The sequence below is a fragment of the Sphingorhabdus lutea genome (assembly GCF_001889025.1).
Classification (GTDB): domain Bacteria; phylum Pseudomonadota; class Alphaproteobacteria; order Sphingomonadales; family Sphingomonadaceae; genus Sphingorhabdus_B; species Sphingorhabdus_B lutea.
The window spans coordinates 94,307-110,341 of sequence record NZ_CP018154.1 but is presented as its reverse complement, the minus strand read 5'-3'; the positions used below and the strand labels follow the sequence as shown (position 1 = coordinate 110,341).

Sequence of the window (16,035 nt, the reverse complement as noted above, 5' to 3'; positions counted from 1 at the left end):
CCTTTATTTGGGCGGGGAATATATGCCCCCGCGCCTTAAACTTATTTATAAAATTAACGATATGCGGTAATTTTGCCGTTATCATCCAAAATATACAACATATTATTGGCGACAATGGGCGCAACCGAAATTGAACCCTTTGTTTCACCAATCATGCTTGCCGTGCCGTCACTGGTGGAAACTGCCCAAATTTGCCCTTCGCTATTGGTGGAGATTAAACGATTTCCCGCCAATACTGGACCGCGCCAGATGATAGGACCTTTTTTCGCCTTGTCCCCGCGATATTTTTGCAATTGGGATATCCAACGCACTTTGCCCGTTGAGCGTGAAATGCACAATAATTTGGCATTGTCGGTCATGGCAAAAACCCATTCACCAACCACCGCCGGGGTTGAAATACCCGCAATGTTAATTTCCCAAATACGGCGGCCCGTGTCCAATTCATGCGATGCCATGCGTCCCCCCTGGCCAAGGGCGAAAATACGGCCACGGTCAATAACGGGATCGGCGTCAATATCGGTTAAGCTGGACACCGATGTTGACATGCGGGTGCGGGCCAATGCGGCGTTCCATAGGCTGCGGCCATTTTCATAACGATATGCCGCCAATTCGCCGGTTGAATATCCCGCAATCACCGTGCCTGCGCCCGCCGCAGGTGCCGCCACGCCAAAAATTCCGGCAAGCCCGATGGGGCCGGCTTCATTCCATTCAATATCGCCCGTGCCAATGCGCAGCGCGTAAATTTGGTTATCCTGTGTCATGACATAGGCATTGCCATTGGAAATGGTGGGCGCGCCGCGCAATGGTCCTGCGGGGCGTTTTGTCCATTTAATGGCGCCAGTCGCTGCCTCTATCGCGGCAACATCGCCCACGCCATTGGTGGCATATACAATGTCTCCATCCACACTGACCCCGCCGCCAAATCGTGCATCGCGGCCATCCTTATTGGTTTCCAATGCGGTGGACCATAATTTTGCGCCCGTTGCAGCGTCAAATGCCTGAACCATGGCGTTGGTGTCGATAACAAATAAGCGGTTATTGCTAACCACCGGAGTGGAGGCATAGCGTGCACGGTTACTTGCCGGCGCGATGGATGCGGTCCATGCACGGGTTAAATTTTCGGGCAGGGCGACATGGCCGGGCGCCTTCGCCGCATTGCCGCCAGGCTGTGTCCAGCCAGCATTCACGCTTGCGGCGGGAAGGATAACCGAAATGGAGGATAGGCTGGGGTCAATATCCGTATCGGATTGGGTGGATAATATGGTAACCCGATTGCCGACGGTCGGGGTTACTTTTTTCTCCCCCTTGCCACCAAATGCAGAGCATGAAGCCAATAATGCAGACAGGGCAACCGCCGCCGTCAATTGTTTATATTTCGCGGTCATATTTACTCGCTTTCTTTTGTCGCAGAATCTTTACTGCCATTTGCATTGGCTTGTGCATTATTTTTTGTGTCATTTTCCTGAATGACATCAATGCCCAACATACCCGCCATTTGTCCCGCGCGTCCGCGCAGGCTTTCTGGCAAATCCTTTTGTTGTGCAATTTGGGCAAATATTGGACCGGCAAGATCTTCTTTACCCATTTTCATATAGGCAAGAGCGGTTAATTCACCCGCGCTGCCAAACCATGGATTGCCCGGCTTTGCCAAATCCTTCATGGCATCGACAACTGCTTGAGGCTTCATAACCTCAAAATTTAATGTGGTTTGACGGATAAGCGATAGGTTGCGAAATTCCTGTGGCAGGCTTTCATCCTTAATCACCTTGTCATATTGGGCAACAGCCTTGGCCGTTTGTTTTTCACCGGCATAAATATTGGCAATCATCATCATGGATAAAGCGCGGTAACCAGGCTGCTCCGCCTTGGTCAATGCTTCAAATCCCTTGGTCGCACCTGCCACATCGCCGCCTTGCAATTTATCCAATGCGGTAACATATTGCTCGGCAATCAGGCCATTTGCCTTTTCCTGCTCATTGGCTTGCCAAATATATGCGCCAAAGGCGGCAAGGCCCAAAATGATTAAGCCAAGCAGCCACCAACCATATTTTTTCATGAAATTTTGGAAATCGCTCTGCCTTACGGCTTCGTCAACTTCGCGTAAAAATGCCTCATCACCGTTATTTTTTGACGGGATATCTGTTGGACTTGGCGTTTTTGCCAATTTTGCCTCCATTATATTTATTGCCAAATGGCGTCATCATGCCTTCATTAGCGATGAAGTGCTGGTTAATCCAGCCTTATCGCATCAAGACGATTATTCAGGTTGATAAAGCTGATCCGCACTGGGGAATGTGCGATTGCGTACTTGGTCGGCATATTGTTTTACCGCCTCCTCCGTTTGTTGGGCCATGTCGCCAAATTTCTTTACAAAACGGGGCACACGATCGAACAGGCCAAGCATATCCTCGGTCACCAGAACCTGCCCATCGCACTGCGCCGATGCGCCAATACCAATGGTGGGGCAGGCGACTTTTTGTGTAATTTCAATGGCAATGGGTTCTAAAACCCCCTCAATCACCAATGAAAACGCGCCTGCCTCGCTGACCGCTATGGCATCATCGACAATGGATTTTGCTTCTTCGGCGCTTTTGCCGCGAACACCATATCCGCCCAAAATATTCACCGCTTGCGGGGTTAATCCAACATGGCCCATGACCGGAATGCCGCGCTGGGTCAAAAATTCAATGGTGGGGGCAAGCACGCGCCCGCCCTCCATCTTTACCGCCGCCGCGCCGGTTTCTTTTAATAAACGTGATGCATTTTCAAATGCCTGCTGCGGCGATGCCTCATAACTGCCAAAGGGCATGTCAACCACAACGGCGGCATGATATGATCCGCGAACCACCGCCGCGCCATGCGCCGCCATCATTTCCATGGTAACCGCCACCGTATGGGGCAGGCCATATATAACCTGACCCAAGGAATCACCGACCAATAACATGTCGCAATGCGGGTCCAATAATTGCGCCATCCGCACGGTATAGGCGGTCAACATAACCAATGGTTCGCCATTTTTGCGTTGGCGAATGCGCGGCACGGTTAACCTTTTCATTGGCGAAGGGGTGGGGTTCGCGCGGCTGGTTGATTTATTAAAGGTGAGCGTTTTTGAAGTAGTAGACATGGGCCAAGCGATAGCCGCTAAAAGAGCTAATTGAAAGAGAAATGGTGTTTTAGATAAACCACAAAATTGCTTACAGAAGCATATAAAGTTGACTCCTTTTTAGTTTATAGTGATATTTAAGTGGCAGTAATATAGGATTATTTATGGAAGCCGATATAATTATTAAGTTTGAAACTGTTTGTGACAGAGTGCCGGATGCTGAAAACGTGATAAATGTTCTGTCTGCGTATGTTGACATGTTGAAGATAGCTGGTTCTGTTGTAGAACCAGCAGGTATAACATCAGTAGGCCTTGCGGGAGTTGAAGACGGAAGTGACATTTTTAAATTTATTCTACGTAAATGCGAAACCTATGGGGAATATATCTCAGCTGGTTCAGAGAGGTACCCAACTGTAAGCAAAGCTGCTATAGCTTTGGCTGGAACGATTGTGGCTAGTACAGTTACCATAGGTGTCAGTTCTGTAATTGAACCGGATCCACGCATTGCTGATGATCAAATGGAAATTTTCAGAGAGAATAATCGTTTGCTGAGTGATTCTGTTGAATTGCAGAGAAAACAAATGGAATTTTATGGGATCTTGCAAAATGAACCTGCTTATGAATCATTTGAGGTAATTCGCCCTCATGATGGTGCTGTAATATATAAGATGCCTCGATCTGAGTTTGCAGAACGCAGTGGGCTTTGGGTGACTGATGAAATTCCACCTACAAAACAAGAGACCCGAAAGATTCTTAAGACTTGGAGCGTTGTTTTGATCAAGCCCGTTTTAATTCAAGATTCTAGGCGGTGGGGTTTTGCTCGTGATGGCATTGAGTTTAGTGCAAAAATGTCTGACAAAAGATTCTTAGAGGCAATTCATAAAAATTCTTTGCCCATAGGGCTAAGTGAGGGAATACGTATGAAAATAGAAGTAAAATATAAAGAAGTTTATGAGGACGGCGCTTGGATTGCGGAACGTGGCTCGCATGAAGTTATTAAAGTTCTGGATCCATTACCGCCTCCCTCTCCTGCCCCTCTTTTTGACGGCCCCAGCGCGCATTAAGAAAAGCACCAGAAAAGCTAATATTGAACAGGATATAACGAGAGTCCAAGTAAAGGAAACTCTGGCAAAGCCAATGTATGAGGCTATTACAATAACCATAACAGCAAAGCTACTAAGTTTACTCCGTAAAGTATTATCACCCCTATTCCGCATGGCATTATTACACTCCATCGAAGTAACTCACATAAAGATTGCTTTAAAGCAAGAATAAAAAGGGAGAGGAAGTCTGCTCTCAATTGATTTTACCTGCCATGTGTTAGAGATGTGGTTGTCTATAACAAACAGGTGCATGTAAAATTATATTGACTCTATGTTAAAAATATATAACATTAAGTTATAAACAACGAACATATGGAGTCGGTTATTATGTCATTTAGAGAAAAAATTCATTGGGTCGCCTTTATTTCCATTGGCATTGTCTTTGGTTGGTATTTCCTATCCTATCCATGGGACATTGTGGGGACGCGTGCGGGTGTCGGCGCGGCGGCCGGCATGTTGGTGCCGGTCACCATCATCATCATTGCATCCATGTCGGTGGTGACCATATTTTTCGCGATAAAATCACCAAAGGAAACCAGTATAAGGGAGGATGAGCGCGAAAAAACCATCCATTTGCGCGGCACGCATATGGCATATTACCCATTGGTATTGGGGGTATGGGGCAATTTATTCGCGATTTTTTACCATGTCAGCCCCGCCATGCATTTGAACATTTTAATCGCCACTGTTGTGGTTGCCGAAATGGTCCGTGTGGGCGCACAATTATATTTTTATCGGCGGGGATATTGAAATGGCGAAATTACCCTTTGCCAATGATATTAAAACATTGCGCTTTTTGAACGGCGAAATCACGCAGGGCGATTTGGGCGAAGCAGTGGGCGTGACGCGTCAAACCATTGCCGCGATAGAACAGGGCAAATATTCACCCAGTTTAGAGGTCGCCTTTCGTATTGCCCAATATTTTAACAAGCCATTGGAGGAGGTATTTATATGGGCTGGTTAAGACAATTTTTGCCTCTTCTGGCAGAGATTATGACAAAATAATTTTATTTTTCGGGCAAGGTTTCGGCGGCTTCGGGCGGGGGCGTGCATAATCTTCACTGCTCGATGCCAGCAGTGGTTTGGGGCGTCATGCCGCTGATGTCGCCCCTGCTATTATATCTGCCGTCACTGGCACCGCCATTAAGGGAAGCAGCATCATCTTCGGTAATAGAACGCCCGATGTTGATGTGCCCCGCACAAACACGCCCGGCAATCCCAATAGCCCATCGGGCACAAATGGCAACAGCAATGGCGGTGCGGATAACAGACCCGGTGGAGGGAATAAGCCAGACGCAGACGCCAAGGATAATAATAATAATCGCCCTCCGCCAACGCCTAAATTTGATTGTCTAAATAACCCGCTCTCTTGCAAAGATGTAAATGGAATATGGGCATATTGGACCAACCCAATAACCAATAAGGTAGAGCCAATTGCCACAGCAAAAATTTATGATAGTAAATTCCGCATTGAAAATGATCATATCATCCCGAAAAGGAAAATAAATGCCATCGCATCCCAGCATCAACATGCATGATTTTTTGAACGATGATTTAAAGAAAGAAAAAATTATCGGCATATGGCATAATGGCGATGACATTCCCGAAAAGGCGCGTATTGCAGTAGCGGCGGGTATTGGAAACAATACCGTATATGATGTCGTTACCCCGATTGAAAAGGGGAAAGAATGGTTGTTTGAATTAACATGTAAATATCAACCCCGCACCGGCGCGATGATCATGGAGGGTGGGCCATTATTATTTCGTGAAGAGAATTATTTTGGTAAATTAAAGGGCGCATTGGTTGTGGAGGTAAATGGCAAGGTGGTACGTATTTACCGCGATTTCCTTGGCTATAATCCCAGTGATGATGATTATGAAACATATGGTGAAACCACCGGTTATGAAATGTCCTTGCCCGATGGATTGGGACAGGCATATTATACCCGCTTTACAGGGATGAGCCTTTTACCCGGACCTGTGGCTAGCATTAACAGCCATGCTTTGCCAAAGGACAAATCAAATTGGAATTCTACACGTTATTATATGGATGATTATGAAGATATAAAGGACAAGCAGTTAAATTGGTTTTATGAAAGATTTCCGCAATATTCGCTATACAATGAACATGGCGATAGGTTGGATTATAAATTCTCCTGCTGGCTTGACACAAATTTGGGCTATAGAGATTTGTTCCGCGATTTAACGCCGCAGGAAGAATATTTTCGTGTGTCAAAGCCCCCCGCTGATGCATTATTTGTGCGCCAAGATATAAATAACAGCCCGATTTACCATGTTGTTGATGGCAAGCTGGACGAAATGCGCGTGCTTAACAATCCAGCAGAGGCAGTGGACCTTTATTGTGAACATGTGCTGCTTGGCCGCGAAGAACGTTTTGACTTTATCGAACATGGCAGACCGCTGGATTAACCAGCATATTCTCTCAGGATGATGACAATAGGATTGCCAAAAAATATGGCAGCTATCAATCATCATTATGATGCAAATATCTTGCCGCCGCGCGTGCATTACTTTAGGGCAGCGATAATTTTATATTTCAGGAATAATAATCGATGAATAATCAAAGCCCCCGTTATGATATTTTGGCCATTGGCAATGCCATTGTTGATGTGATTTCAGAAACCAATGACGAATTTATCGAGCTGGAACAATTGACCAAGGGCGGGATGCAGTTAATCGACGCGCCGCGCGCCAAATCCCTATATGATGCAATGGGACCTGCACGGGAAATTAGCGGCGGCAGCGCGGCCAACACCCTTGCCGGCATGTCAATGCTGGGCCGTCAATGTGCCTTTATTGGTCAAGTGGCGGACGACCAATTGGGGGAGGTACGCAGATCCAAGCAATAGATCGTTTGTCACCTAATGCCTGGGGACCTTATCGTCCTCTTTCAACACGAGTAAGACCTGTTGTAGTTCCCAATCCTGTTCCAGCTGCAAATACAACTATAAATAATAAACATGGGGGTAATTGAGGTGATTCAAATAACAGATTATCCGATATGGAGGAAAGAGAATTTCTTCAATGATACAATTGTATGCTTCATTTCACTGAACGATAAGGCAGAGCCGTTCGACGAAATTTTTGGAAGAGAAATATGCCGGTTTGACTTCAACAATAATCTTGTATGGATGATATCAATAAAAGATGATAATTTACGTGAACTATTCAAAAACAACAATTGTGATAAAAATGTAGAATGGGACTATTTTGCTGGATTTAGAATAGAGAATGATGAGATAATCGCACGTTCTTTTGGGGGAGGTATTTTTAAGGTTAACCCGCAAACGGGTGAAGCTGTCTTCCAAAGGTGGACAAAAAGCTAGGCTCAGGACCGTGATCAGGATAACGATAATCGCCCACCACCACCTAAATTTGATTGTCTATTCCGCCGCTGGCTTGACACAAATTTGGGCTATAGCGATTTGTACCGCGATTTAACACCGCAGGAAGAATATTTTCGTGTGTCAAAGCCCCCCGCTGATGTATTATTTGTGCGCCAAGATATAAATAACAGCCCAATTTACCATGTTGTTGATGGCAAGCTGGACGAAATGCGCGTGCTTAACAATCCTGCAGAGGCAGTGGACCTTTATTGTGAACATGTGCTGCTTGGCCGCGAAGAACGTTTTGACTTTATCGAACATGGCAGACCGCTGGATTAACCAATAAGGCCTTATATAATAGGGTGTTATAAAGCTTCTTTACCAAGAAGCTTGGCCGCTTCGGGTGTGTTGTCGGTGAAAATGCCGTCCACGCCTGCATCTTTGAACGCCTGTATCTCCGCCGCCAAATCGCCAATTGATTTTGGATTGATGCCGGATTTCATGGACAAAGGCAGGAAATAATTTTCGCGGCGAAATGTCCATGGATGCACCTTTAACCCTGCCTGATGTGCATTGGAGACAAGGGCGGTGGGCGCGGCCAAATTGCCAATCATATTGCGCGGGATGACCATATTTTTGTTCGGGCCAATGCCATTGGCATAGGTGGCAATATCTTTTAATCCATCGGGCGCTATCATATCGGCATAGCGCATGGCGGGCATATCGGCGGGGCTGCCTTCGCCGTCCAATAATTGAATGAGGGGCAGGTCGGTTTTTTGGCGAAGAGCACGTAAATTGCCCACTTCAAAACTTTGTATAAAAACTGGCGCGTTGCTGCCCCGATAGCCATATTCATCCAATAATTTTAACAATTCCCCTTCATGCGGCAGGCCGATGGAGGCAAAATAGCTGGGATGTTTTGTTTCGGGATAGACGCCAATGGGGACGCTGCGCCCGTTATTCACGCTTTTCAATAATATCAAAATTTCTTCAAAAGTGGGAATTAAAAATTGGCCATCCTTTGCCGTGCTGCGTAATTGGGGCAGGCGTTCCTTGGCGCGAAGGGTTTTTAATTCGGATAAGGTAAAATCCTCGGTAAACCATCCTGTATATTTTACACCATCAATGGTTTTGGTGGTTTTGCGATCGGCAAATTTCGGATGCGCGGCCACATTGGTGGTTTCGGAAATTTCATTTTCATGGCGGGCGACCAATATCCCATCCTTGGTCAAAACCAAATCGGGTTCAATAAAATCCGCGCCTTCATCTATGGCGGCCTGATACCCCTCCAACGTATGTTCGGGCCATTCTCCGGATAATCCGCGATGCGCGATAATAATCATATTTCTATTATCCTTTAATGCCGCCTCTTGTTTTTGCGCCTTTGCGCCGCAACCGGTTAATAAACATATTACGGAAAGGAAAAGGAGGGGCAATTTCATCATGCAAATTTTTGGGCATATTCGTCGGGGGTAAAGCCAACCAATAATCCGCCATCATATTCGGCAACGGGGCGTTTAATCATGGATGGATTGTCCGCCATTAACCTCACCGCCTTTACCTTATCAATATCCGCCTTGTCCGCATCATCCAATTTGCGAAATGTGGTGCCGCGTTTGTTTAACAATGGTTCAAAACCAACAATATCGCACCATTTATTTAATGTTGCGGTATCAATGCCCAATTTTTTATAATCATGAAATTCGGCTTTTATCCCTGCATTTTCCAACCAGACACGCGCCTTTTTCATCGTATCGCAATTGGGGATGCCGTAAATTTTAACATTCATCATTTCATACTCTTTATTTAAATTTATGACGCCGTCATGACATTTTGAGCATCCTTTATCAAGCAAGCAGTAAAAATCACTTGAGCGTAAAGGGCCATTGGCGCAAAAGAAAATATGTCTTTTGTTTTGAAAATCGATCAATCGCTTACCGGTCAAAAATGGCTGTGGCGCGCAAATGGGATGAACGACCGTGATGCGGGGTTTCAACCCGATGATTTGGTCACCCAATTATTATTATCACGCGGTGTCCCACCAGAGGATTTGGAGAGGCATAAAAAACCCACCATCCGCGAATTCATGCCCAACCCATCCATTTTTCAGGATATGGATAAGGCCGCTGCACGATTGGCAAAGGCGGTAAAGGCACAGGAAAAAATAACCATTTATGGCGATTATGATGTCGATGGCGCGACCAGTGCGGCGGTGCTGATATTATTATTGCGTGATTTGGGATTGGATGCGGGATATTATATACCCGATCGCTTGATGGAGGGCTATGGCCCATCGGCAGAGGCATTGGTTGAATTGCATGAACAGGGCAATAGTTTAATCGTCACCGTGGATTGCGGGGCAATGGCCCATGCGGCATTATCTGCCGCGCATGATGCGGGGGCAGAGGTGATTGTGGTGGATCATCATAAATGTTCGACCCAGCTGCCCATTACGTCGGCATTGGTCAATCCCAATCGTCTGGACGAAAATGATGAGGCGGCTTCATTTGGCCATTTGGCCGCCGTGGGCATGGCATTTTTATTGGGTGCGGCGATTATTCGCCAATTACGGGGTGAGGGATTTTTTACGAGCCGAAAAGAGCCAAATTTAATGGCTTTATTGGATATTGTGGCATTGGGCACGGTGGCCGATGTTGCCAAGCTTCAGGGATTAAACCGTGCATTTGTAGCACAGGGTTTAAAGATTATGGCGCGGCGGCAAAATATTGGGCTGAACGCCTTAATAGAGGTAAGCGGGCTGAACCGTGCGCCCATATGTTCCGACCTTGGCTTTGCGCTTGGCCCGCGTATCAATGCTGGCGGGCGTGTGGGCGAAAGCGATTTGGGGGTTAGGTTATTGACCACCACAGACCCTGATGAGGCCCGCGAAATCGCCATCATGTTGGATGGGTATAATCAGGAACGCCGCGCGATTGAGGCAATGGTGCAGGAAGAGGCCGAGGCGGAGCTGGAAAAACAACATAATCGCAGCGTCCTGACCCTTGTCGGGCGGGGATGGCATCCTGGTGTTATTGGCATTGTCGCGGGGCGGATAAAGGAAAAATCGGGTAAGCCCAGCATCGTCATTGCCGTGGATGAAGATGGCGTGGGCAAGGGATCGGGCCGTTCCATATCGGGCGTGGATTTGGGTGCGGCGATAATGTCCGCGCGGGATGCGGGATTGTTGGTCGCCGGTGGCGGACATGCCATGGCGGCGGGATTGACGATAAAGGCGGATATGGTGGATGCTTTCGCCGAATATTTGGACATGCAATTGGCCAGCAAAATCTCCGATGCCCGTGCTGAATCCGGGTTGTTCATTGATGCTGTGCTTGCGCCGGGCGGCCTTGTCCCGCCATTGGTGGATGCGATGGAGGAGGCCGGCCCCTATGGCATGGGTTGGCCCGGCCCGCGCATAGTCACCGGCCCTGTCCGGATTATAAAGGCCGATGTGGTTGGCAAGGATCATTTGCGGATGATTGTTGCCGGACGCGATGGTAAATCATTTAAGGCGATGGCATTTCGTCAGGCGGAATCGGATATGGGGCAAATATTGCTGCATGGGGGAAAAGACACGCAATATTATTTTGCCGGACGGCTTAAAATTGATGATTGGGGCGCACAGTTAAAGGTTGAAATGCATGTGGAGGATGCGGCCGCCATTAAATAGACGCCAAATAAAATATAAATTTGCTGCGCTTTTTTATTAACGCAAATAATAATTTGCTGCGTTTTCTTATTAACGCAAATAATAATTTGCTGCAGTGCAAAAAAACTATGTTGCACTATTATTATAATGTTACATAAGGGATGTGGAATATAAATTCGAAAATGCCGATATTTTGGCATGATTAGGAATAAAATGAACATTCATCTCCCCAATAAGGCACAATTGCTTTCTGGCAAAAAAATGCAAGATAGCTTTGGCCGAAATATAGAATATCTGCGTTTATCGGTGACCGATCGCTGTGATTTGCGATGCGCATATTGCATGGATGAAAAAATGACTTTCCTGCCAAAGTCCGATTTATTGACTTTGGAAGAATTGGAGCAATTGGCACAGGCATTTATCGCAAAGGGCATTCGGAAAATTCGCATTACGGGCGGAGAGCCGCTGGTCCGGCGGGATATTTTAACATTGATAAAGCGATTGGGCGCAAAGTTAAAATTGGGGGAATTTGATGAATTGACCCTGACCACCAATGGCACATTATTGTCAAAATATGCGGCCATATTATATGAAAGTGGAATCCGGCGTATCAATGTCTCATTGGATAGTTTGCGGCCAGAAATATTCAAAAAACTGACCCGCCGTGACAGCTTAGCACAGGTGATAAATGGAATTTTTGCTGCTCAAAAGGCAGGGTTAAAGGTAAAGATAAATGTGGTCGCGTTAAAAAATGTCAATGCAGATGAAATTGCCGATATTATTAAATGGGCGCACCATCATGATATGGAAATTTCGTTAATTGAGGTGATGCCACTTGGCGAAATTAGGGACGATCGGCTGGATCAATATTTGCCCCTGTCACTTGTCCGGCAAAATTTGGAAAAAAATTGGACATTGCGCAATATTGACAAAAAAACCGGTGGTCCGGCGCGTTATGTGAAAATTGATGAAACGGGCGGAATTTTGGGTTTTATAACTCCATTAACGCATAATTTTTGCGACGGGTGCAATCGGGTTCGGGTGACCTGCACCGGACGTGTTTATATGTGTTTGGGACAGGATATTTATGTGGACCTGCGCAGCGCATTGCGCGGCGAGAACAGTGAGGAAATGCTGGACAAACAAATTGCCATTGCCATGCGGGAAAAACCATTGCGGCATGATTTTTCAATAACAAAACCCAATCAAATGGCCCAAATTAAACGGCATATGTCGGTAACGGGTGGGTGATATGCAAATTGAATATTTTGGCAAATTAAATGATATTGCGGGCGTGAATGACCATATTATTTGTGATGAGATATTACCGCTATCCATAGATGATATTATCGAAATTTTGACATTGCAAAACCCCAAATTGGGGGAAATTTTGACCCAAAATAGCATTAAATTTATTTTGAACGATATATTTGTGGATGGGCATAATATCGTTAATAAAGGGGATGTTCTTGCCTTTATCCCGCCGGTTAGCGGGGGGTGAGATGATTAGCATTTTTGACAAAAATTTTGACCCAGAGCATTATTTATCAACATTTCGGCAGCAAAATTTGGGCAGCGGCGCTATATGTAATTTTGTTGGGATGGTGCGCCGTGATGATGGATGCGATGACGGATGCGATGATGATTTGATTTCATTAAAATTGGAACATCATCCGCGCCTGACCCAAAAATCAATCGAGGATATTGCATCTGCCGCCCAATTGCGTTTGAGATTGGATGATATTTTAATCATCCACCGCATTGGTGAAATGGCATATGGTGAGCCGATAGTGTTGGTGGCCATTGCCAGCAAACATCGGCGCGATGCCTTTGCCGCCGCTGATTTTATTATGGACGGACTAAAAACAAGGGCATTATTTTGGAAAAAGGAAATACGCCGTTCGGGTGATATTTGGATTGAACCGCGTGTGCAGGATTATGCCGATGCCGCGCGGTGGAAATAAATGATAATATAGGGGTGATTTATGCATGGAATTGATGAAAATAGGGTGTTTCGTCCGGTCAATATTGCCATTTTAACTGTATCGGACAGCCGCAATTTGGATGAGGATACATCGGGCGATATATTGCAAAGCCGCATATTGGATGCAGGGCATAAATTGGGTGGCCGCGCATTGGTGCGCGATGATATTAAACAAATTCAGGATCAGGTGAAAATTTGGGCGAATAATCCCGACATTGATGTTGTCATTTCAACGGGCGGTACGGGATTGACCGGACGTGATGTGACGCCAGAGGCGGTGCGGCCATTATTGGACAAGGTGATTGAGGGGTTTAGCGTTATTTTCCATCAGGTCAGCTTTGGCACGGTTGGTCTGTCCACTTTGCAATCGCGCGCGGTCGCGGGGATAATCAATGGCACATTTATATTTTGCCTGCCCGGGTCAAATGGCGCGGTAAAGGATGGGTGGGACAAGGTTATTTCCATGCAATTGGACAGCCGCCACCGCCCCTGTAATTTGGTCGAGTTAATGCCGAGGTTGAAGGAAAAATAATGGCCGATATTTTGACCCATTTTGATGAGGATGGCCGCGCGCAAATGGTGGACATTTCGGCCAAACAGCAAAGCCAGCGTGTGGCCATTGCGCAGGGGCGCATTTCGATGTCGGGCGATGCATTTTCGAAAATCACCTCTGGCCGCGTGAAAAAGGGCGATGTCATTTCCATTGCCGAATTGGCGGGCATTATGGCGGCAAAACGGACCAGTGACCTCATCCCCCTATGTCATCCCTTAATGTTAAATAAGGTACAGGTGAAAATTACCCCTGCACAGGATGAACCGGTGCTTATCATCCAATCCACCGTCAAAATATCGGGGCAAACGGGGGTAGAGATGGAGGCGTTAACCGCGGTCAGCATCGCGGCGCTGACCATTTACGACATGGTGAAGGCCATTGATAAATCCATGATTATCGGGCCGATAAAGCTTGTGCATAAATCCGGTGGTAAGTCGGGTGACTTTAACAATGACGATGAAATTGAGGCAATATGATTTGCGTTGATGAAGCAAGGCAGATAATTATTGCGGCCGCGCAAAATATATCATGGCGCAGCGAAACATTGCCCCTGCACCAGATTTTGGGCCGTGTCGCGGCGGATGATATATTGGCCAATATAACACAGCCCCCATTTAATGCATCGGCAATGGATGGATATGCGGTAAATTTTGACGATATGGCGTTGGGCGCAAAGCTGACCATTATTGGCGAGGCCGCAGCAGGCAACCCGATTGATATTAAGGTAAGGCGCGGACAGGCGGTGCGGATTTTCACCGGAAGCAGCGTACCCGATGGCGCAAATCATATTATCATTCAAGAAGATGTGGAACGTCAAGGTGATAATATCATTGTCAAAAATGTTCAACCCACCGCCCGCAATATCCGCAAATCAGGTATTGATTTTAATGAAGGTGACATGATTTTGCCAAAGGGGACAAGGATATTGGCCCCACATTTGTCCATTTTGGCAGCTGCGAATATAGCCGAAATAAAATGTCTATGCAGGCCAAGGCTGGCATTTTTTACCAATGGGGATGAGTTAAAAGAACCTGGCGCGACATTGAAACAGGGGGAGATAATCAATTCCAACCCCTATAGCATTGCGGCATTCATTGAACATTGGGGTGGGGAGGCGATAAATTTGGGCTGTGCGCCCGATAATCCTCAGGCGATAAGCGATTTATTTGCCCATGCATGTGGCAATGATGTTCATGCCGATATCATCATTCCCATTGGCGGGGCATCGGTGGGGGATTATGATTATGTAAAATCCGCATTTGCGGAAAATGGTGGGCGGATTATTTTCTCAAAGATTGCGGTAAAGCCCGGAAAGCCGACATGGTTTGGCGCTATGCATGGCCGACATGTGCTCGGCCTGCCTGGTAATCCGGCATCGGCTTTGGTAATGGCTGCATTGTTTATTCAACCGCTTATCAAGGCATATTATGGCGAAAAATTTACCGATTTGTCGATGCAATTACCTTTGGCTACATCCATAGAGGCAAATGGCCCGCGTGAAAATTATATGCGGGCGAAAATCATATATGGGCCAAATAATCAACGATATATACAGCCTGCGGATAATCAAGATAGCAGCCTGCTATCCCCCTTTGCCACGCATCATCATTTAATAAGGCGCATCGCCAATGCCCCTGCATTGAACAAGGGGGATTTGGCCGAAATATATCCGCTATTTGGGGAGGCATTATGAACAAAAAACCAATTATCGCCGCGATATTGGCCGGCGGGAAATCGGTGCGAATGGGCGAAGTGGACAAGGCTGAGCTGTTATTAAATGGCCGCCGTTTAATTGACCATATGGCACAAAAAATTGCCAAACAGGCCGATATTGTCATTTTATCCGCGCCGCATGATTATGGATTAAACCTGCCGTTGATATGCGATGATGCACCGATGGTAAAAGGACCTGCGGCGGGCATTTTCTCGCTCGCCAAATATGTTCGTTTAACCCATGGGGATGCGGAATGTTTTTACACCATCCCCGTTGATGCGCCCTTATTTCCCAATAATATTTTGGAAAAATTATCATGCGGCGGCGGCAATGCCGTGGTGCAAACGCAAAATGGCCTGCACCCAACCTTTGCCAAATGGCATGTCGATCACATCATCAATTATATGGCCGATATGGCCGATATGGACGCGCCAAGGGGGATTGCATTGCACGAAATTTGCACGGCGGTTTCGGCCCAGAAAATATATTTTGATGATGAAAATAATTTTACAAATATCAATAATATGGAAGATTTCAATGCGGTGCAGGCCATGATGATGGCAAAAAAAATGCTGGGATAAT

20 protein-coding genes and 1 pseudogene are annotated in these 16,035 nt (G+C 46.4%); 16 read left to right on the top strand and 5 right to left on the bottom strand.

Going from position 1 to position 16,035, the window contains the following annotated elements; translation table 11 throughout:
* Positions 1-53: 53 nt before the first annotated feature.
* The 3 genes from LPB140_RS00610 to panB form a co-directional block, all read right to left on the bottom strand.
* A complete protein-coding gene (locus tag LPB140_RS00610; RefSeq protein WP_072558236.1) occupies positions 54-1,385 on the bottom strand; it encodes an outer membrane protein assembly factor BamB family protein in 1,332 nt (443 codons plus the stop codon).
* 2 nt (positions 1,386-1,387) lie between these two features.
* Positions 1,388-2,191, bottom strand: coding sequence for a tetratricopeptide repeat protein (locus tag LPB140_RS00605; protein ID WP_156874079.1), 804 nt, complete (start codon positions 2,189-2,191; stop codon positions 1,388-1,390).
* 66 nt (positions 2,192-2,257) lie between these two features.
* Positions 2,258-3,124 (bottom strand): 3-methyl-2-oxobutanoate hydroxymethyltransferase, encoded by an 867-nt coding sequence (panB, locus tag LPB140_RS00600; protein ID WP_072558234.1) that lies wholly within the window; start codon positions 3,122-3,124, stop codon positions 2,258-2,260.
* Between the two features lie 143 nt (positions 3,125-3,267).
* Here panB and LPB140_RS00595 point away from each other — a divergent pair, with 143 nt between their 5' ends.
* The 8 genes and pseudogenes from LPB140_RS00595 (at position 3,268) to LPB140_RS00560 (ending at position 7,892) form a co-directional block, all read left to right on the top strand.
* The gene (locus tag LPB140_RS00595) at positions 3,268-4,167 is read left to right on the top strand and encodes a hypothetical protein (RefSeq protein WP_072558233.1); all 900 of its coding nucleotides are present in this window, start codon (positions 3,268-3,270) and stop codon (positions 4,165-4,167) included.
* A gap of 366 nt (positions 4,168-4,533) precedes the next feature.
* Complete coding sequence (locus LPB140_RS00590; RefSeq protein ID WP_072558232.1) at positions 4,534-4,956, top strand: hypothetical protein; 423 nt, start codon at positions 4,534-4,536, stop codon at positions 4,954-4,956.
* A gap of 1 nt (position 4,957) precedes the next feature.
* A complete protein-coding gene (locus LPB140_RS00585; protein ID WP_072558231.1) occupies positions 4,958-5,170 on the top strand; it encodes a helix-turn-helix transcriptional regulator in 213 nt (70 codons plus the stop codon).
* Positions 5,171-5,288: 118 nt separating this feature from the next.
* Complete coding sequence (locus LPB140_RS00580) at positions 5,289-5,744, top strand: hypothetical protein (protein ID WP_072558230.1); 456 nt, start codon at positions 5,289-5,291, stop codon at positions 5,742-5,744.
* Entirely contained in the window at positions 5,713-6,636 is a 924-nt protein-coding gene (locus tag LPB140_RS00575; RefSeq protein ID WP_156874078.1) for a hypothetical protein, read from the top strand. Before LPB140_RS00580 ends, LPB140_RS00575 begins: the two co-directional genes overlap by 32 nt.
* A gap of 143 nt (positions 6,637-6,779) precedes the next feature.
* Positions 6,780-7,058: pseudogene (locus tag LPB140_RS00570) on the top strand (adenosine kinase); the annotation flags it as partial.
* Positions 7,059-7,187: 129 nt separating this feature from the next.
* Positions 7,188-7,553 carry a hypothetical protein gene (locus tag LPB140_RS00565; RefSeq protein ID WP_072558228.1) on the top strand — a complete coding sequence of 122 codons (366 nt, stop codon included), beginning with the start codon at positions 7,188-7,190 and terminating at the stop codon, positions 7,551-7,553.
* A 99-nt stretch (positions 7,554-7,652) separates the two neighbouring features.
* Complete coding sequence (locus tag LPB140_RS00560; RefSeq protein ID WP_156874077.1) at positions 7,653-7,892, top strand: hypothetical protein; 240 nt, start codon at positions 7,653-7,655, stop codon at positions 7,890-7,892.
* Between the two features lie 26 nt (positions 7,893-7,918).
* Here LPB140_RS00560 and LPB140_RS00555 read toward each other — a convergent pair whose 3' ends face one another.
* Both LPB140_RS00555 and LPB140_RS00550 read right to left on the bottom strand, forming a co-directional pair.
* Entirely contained in the window at positions 7,919-8,896 is a 978-nt protein-coding gene (locus LPB140_RS00555; RefSeq protein ID WP_232223506.1) for a glycerophosphodiester phosphodiesterase, read from the bottom strand.
* A gap of 98 nt (positions 8,897-8,994) precedes the next feature.
* Positions 8,995-9,342, bottom strand: coding sequence for an ArsC family reductase (locus tag LPB140_RS00550; protein WP_072560069.1), 348 nt, complete (start codon positions 9,340-9,342; stop codon positions 8,995-8,997).
* Positions 9,343-9,456: 114 nt separating this feature from the next.
* On the opposite strand from LPB140_RS00550, the gene recJ reads away from it, so the two are divergent.
* The 8 genes from recJ (at position 9,457) to LPB140_RS00510 (ending at position 16,034) form a co-directional block, all read left to right on the top strand.
* Positions 9,457-11,223, top strand: coding sequence for a single-stranded-DNA-specific exonuclease RecJ (gene recJ / locus LPB140_RS00545; protein WP_072558226.1), 1,767 nt, complete (start codon positions 9,457-9,459; stop codon positions 11,221-11,223).
* Between the two features lie 192 nt (positions 11,224-11,415).
* Entirely contained in the window at positions 11,416-12,453 is a 1,038-nt protein-coding gene (gene moaA, locus LPB140_RS00540; RefSeq protein WP_072560068.1) for a GTP 3',8-cyclase MoaA, read from the top strand.
* 1 nt (position 12,454) lies between these two features.
* Positions 12,455-12,703 carry a MoaD/ThiS family protein gene (locus LPB140_RS00535; RefSeq protein ID WP_072558225.1) on the top strand — a complete coding sequence of 83 codons (249 nt, stop codon included), beginning with the start codon at positions 12,455-12,457 and terminating at the stop codon, positions 12,701-12,703.
* A 1-nt stretch (position 12,704) separates the two neighbouring features.
* Positions 12,705-13,166: a molybdenum cofactor biosynthesis protein MoaE gene (locus LPB140_RS00530; RefSeq protein WP_072558224.1), complete on the top strand. Its 462-nt coding sequence runs from the start codon at positions 12,705-12,707 to the stop codon at positions 13,164-13,166.
* Between the two features lie 21 nt (positions 13,167-13,187).
* The gene (moaB, locus tag LPB140_RS00525) at positions 13,188-13,718 is read left to right on the top strand and encodes a molybdenum cofactor biosynthesis protein B (protein ID WP_072558223.1); all 531 of its coding nucleotides are present in this window, start codon (positions 13,188-13,190) and stop codon (positions 13,716-13,718) included.
* On the top strand, positions 13,718-14,215 hold the full coding sequence (gene moaC, locus LPB140_RS00520) for a cyclic pyranopterin monophosphate synthase MoaC (protein ID WP_072558222.1): 498 nt from the start codon (positions 13,718-13,720) through the stop codon (positions 14,213-14,215). The genes moaB and moaC overlap by 1 nt, the downstream gene beginning before the upstream one ends.
* Complete coding sequence (locus tag LPB140_RS00515) at positions 14,212-15,432, top strand: molybdopterin molybdotransferase MoeA (protein ID WP_072558221.1); 1,221 nt, start codon at positions 14,212-14,214, stop codon at positions 15,430-15,432. The genes moaC and LPB140_RS00515 overlap by 4 nt, the downstream gene beginning before the upstream one ends.
* On the top strand, positions 15,429-16,034 hold the full coding sequence (locus tag LPB140_RS00510; protein WP_072558220.1) for a molybdenum cofactor guanylyltransferase: 606 nt from the start codon (positions 15,429-15,431) through the stop codon (positions 16,032-16,034). The genes LPB140_RS00515 and LPB140_RS00510 overlap by 4 nt, the downstream gene beginning before the upstream one ends.
* Position 16,035 lies beyond the last annotated feature (1 nt).

Bases quoted from the DNA above. Each gene is read 5' to 3' on its own strand.
- LPB140_RS00610 (WP_072558236.1), bottom strand. From the start codon at position 1,385: ATGACCGCGAAATATAAACAATTGACGGCGGCGGTTGCCCTGTCTGCA.
- panB (WP_072558234.1), bottom strand. From the start codon at position 3,124: ATGTCTACTACTTCAAAAACGCTCACCTTTAATAAATCAACCAGCCGC.
- LPB140_RS00595 (WP_072558233.1), top strand. From the start codon at position 3,268: ATGGAAGCCGATATAATTATTAAGTTTGAAACTGTTTGTGACAGAGTG.
- LPB140_RS00590 (WP_072558232.1), top strand. From the start codon at position 4,534: ATGTCATTTAGAGAAAAAATTCATTGGGTCGCCTTTATTTCCATTGGC.
- LPB140_RS00585 (WP_072558231.1), top strand. From the start codon at position 4,958: ATGGCGAAATTACCCTTTGCCAATGATATTAAAACATTGCGCTTTTTG.
- LPB140_RS00575 (WP_156874078.1), top strand. From the start codon at position 5,713: ATGCCATCGCATCCCAGCATCAACATGCATGATTTTTTGAACGATGAT.
- LPB140_RS00565 (WP_072558228.1), top strand. From the start codon at position 7,188: ATGGGGGTAATTGAGGTGATTCAAATAACAGATTATCCGATATGGAGG.
- LPB140_RS00555 (WP_232223506.1), bottom strand. From the start codon at position 8,896: ATGATTATTATCGCGCATCGCGGATTATCCGGAGAATGGCCCGAACAT.
- LPB140_RS00550 (WP_072560069.1), bottom strand. From the start codon at position 9,342: ATGAATGTTAAAATTTACGGCATCCCCAATTGCGATACGATGAAAAAG.
- recJ (WP_072558226.1), top strand. From the start codon at position 9,457: ATGTCTTTTGTTTTGAAAATCGATCAATCGCTTACCGGTCAAAAATGG.
- moaA (WP_072560068.1), top strand. From the start codon at position 11,416: ATGAACATTCATCTCCCCAATAAGGCACAATTGCTTTCTGGCAAAAAA.
- LPB140_RS00535 (WP_072558225.1), top strand. From the start codon at position 12,455: ATGCAAATTGAATATTTTGGCAAATTAAATGATATTGCGGGCGTGAAT.
- LPB140_RS00530 (WP_072558224.1), top strand. From the start codon at position 12,705: ATGATTAGCATTTTTGACAAAAATTTTGACCCAGAGCATTATTTATCA.
- moaB (WP_072558223.1), top strand. From the start codon at position 13,188: ATGCATGGAATTGATGAAAATAGGGTGTTTCGTCCGGTCAATATTGCC.
- moaC (WP_072558222.1), top strand. From the start codon at position 13,718: ATGGCCGATATTTTGACCCATTTTGATGAGGATGGCCGCGCGCAAATG.
- LPB140_RS00515 (WP_072558221.1), top strand. From the start codon at position 14,212: ATGATTTGCGTTGATGAAGCAAGGCAGATAATTATTGCGGCCGCGCAA.
- LPB140_RS00510 (WP_072558220.1), top strand. From the start codon at position 15,429: ATGAACAAAAAACCAATTATCGCCGCGATATTGGCCGGCGGGAAATCG.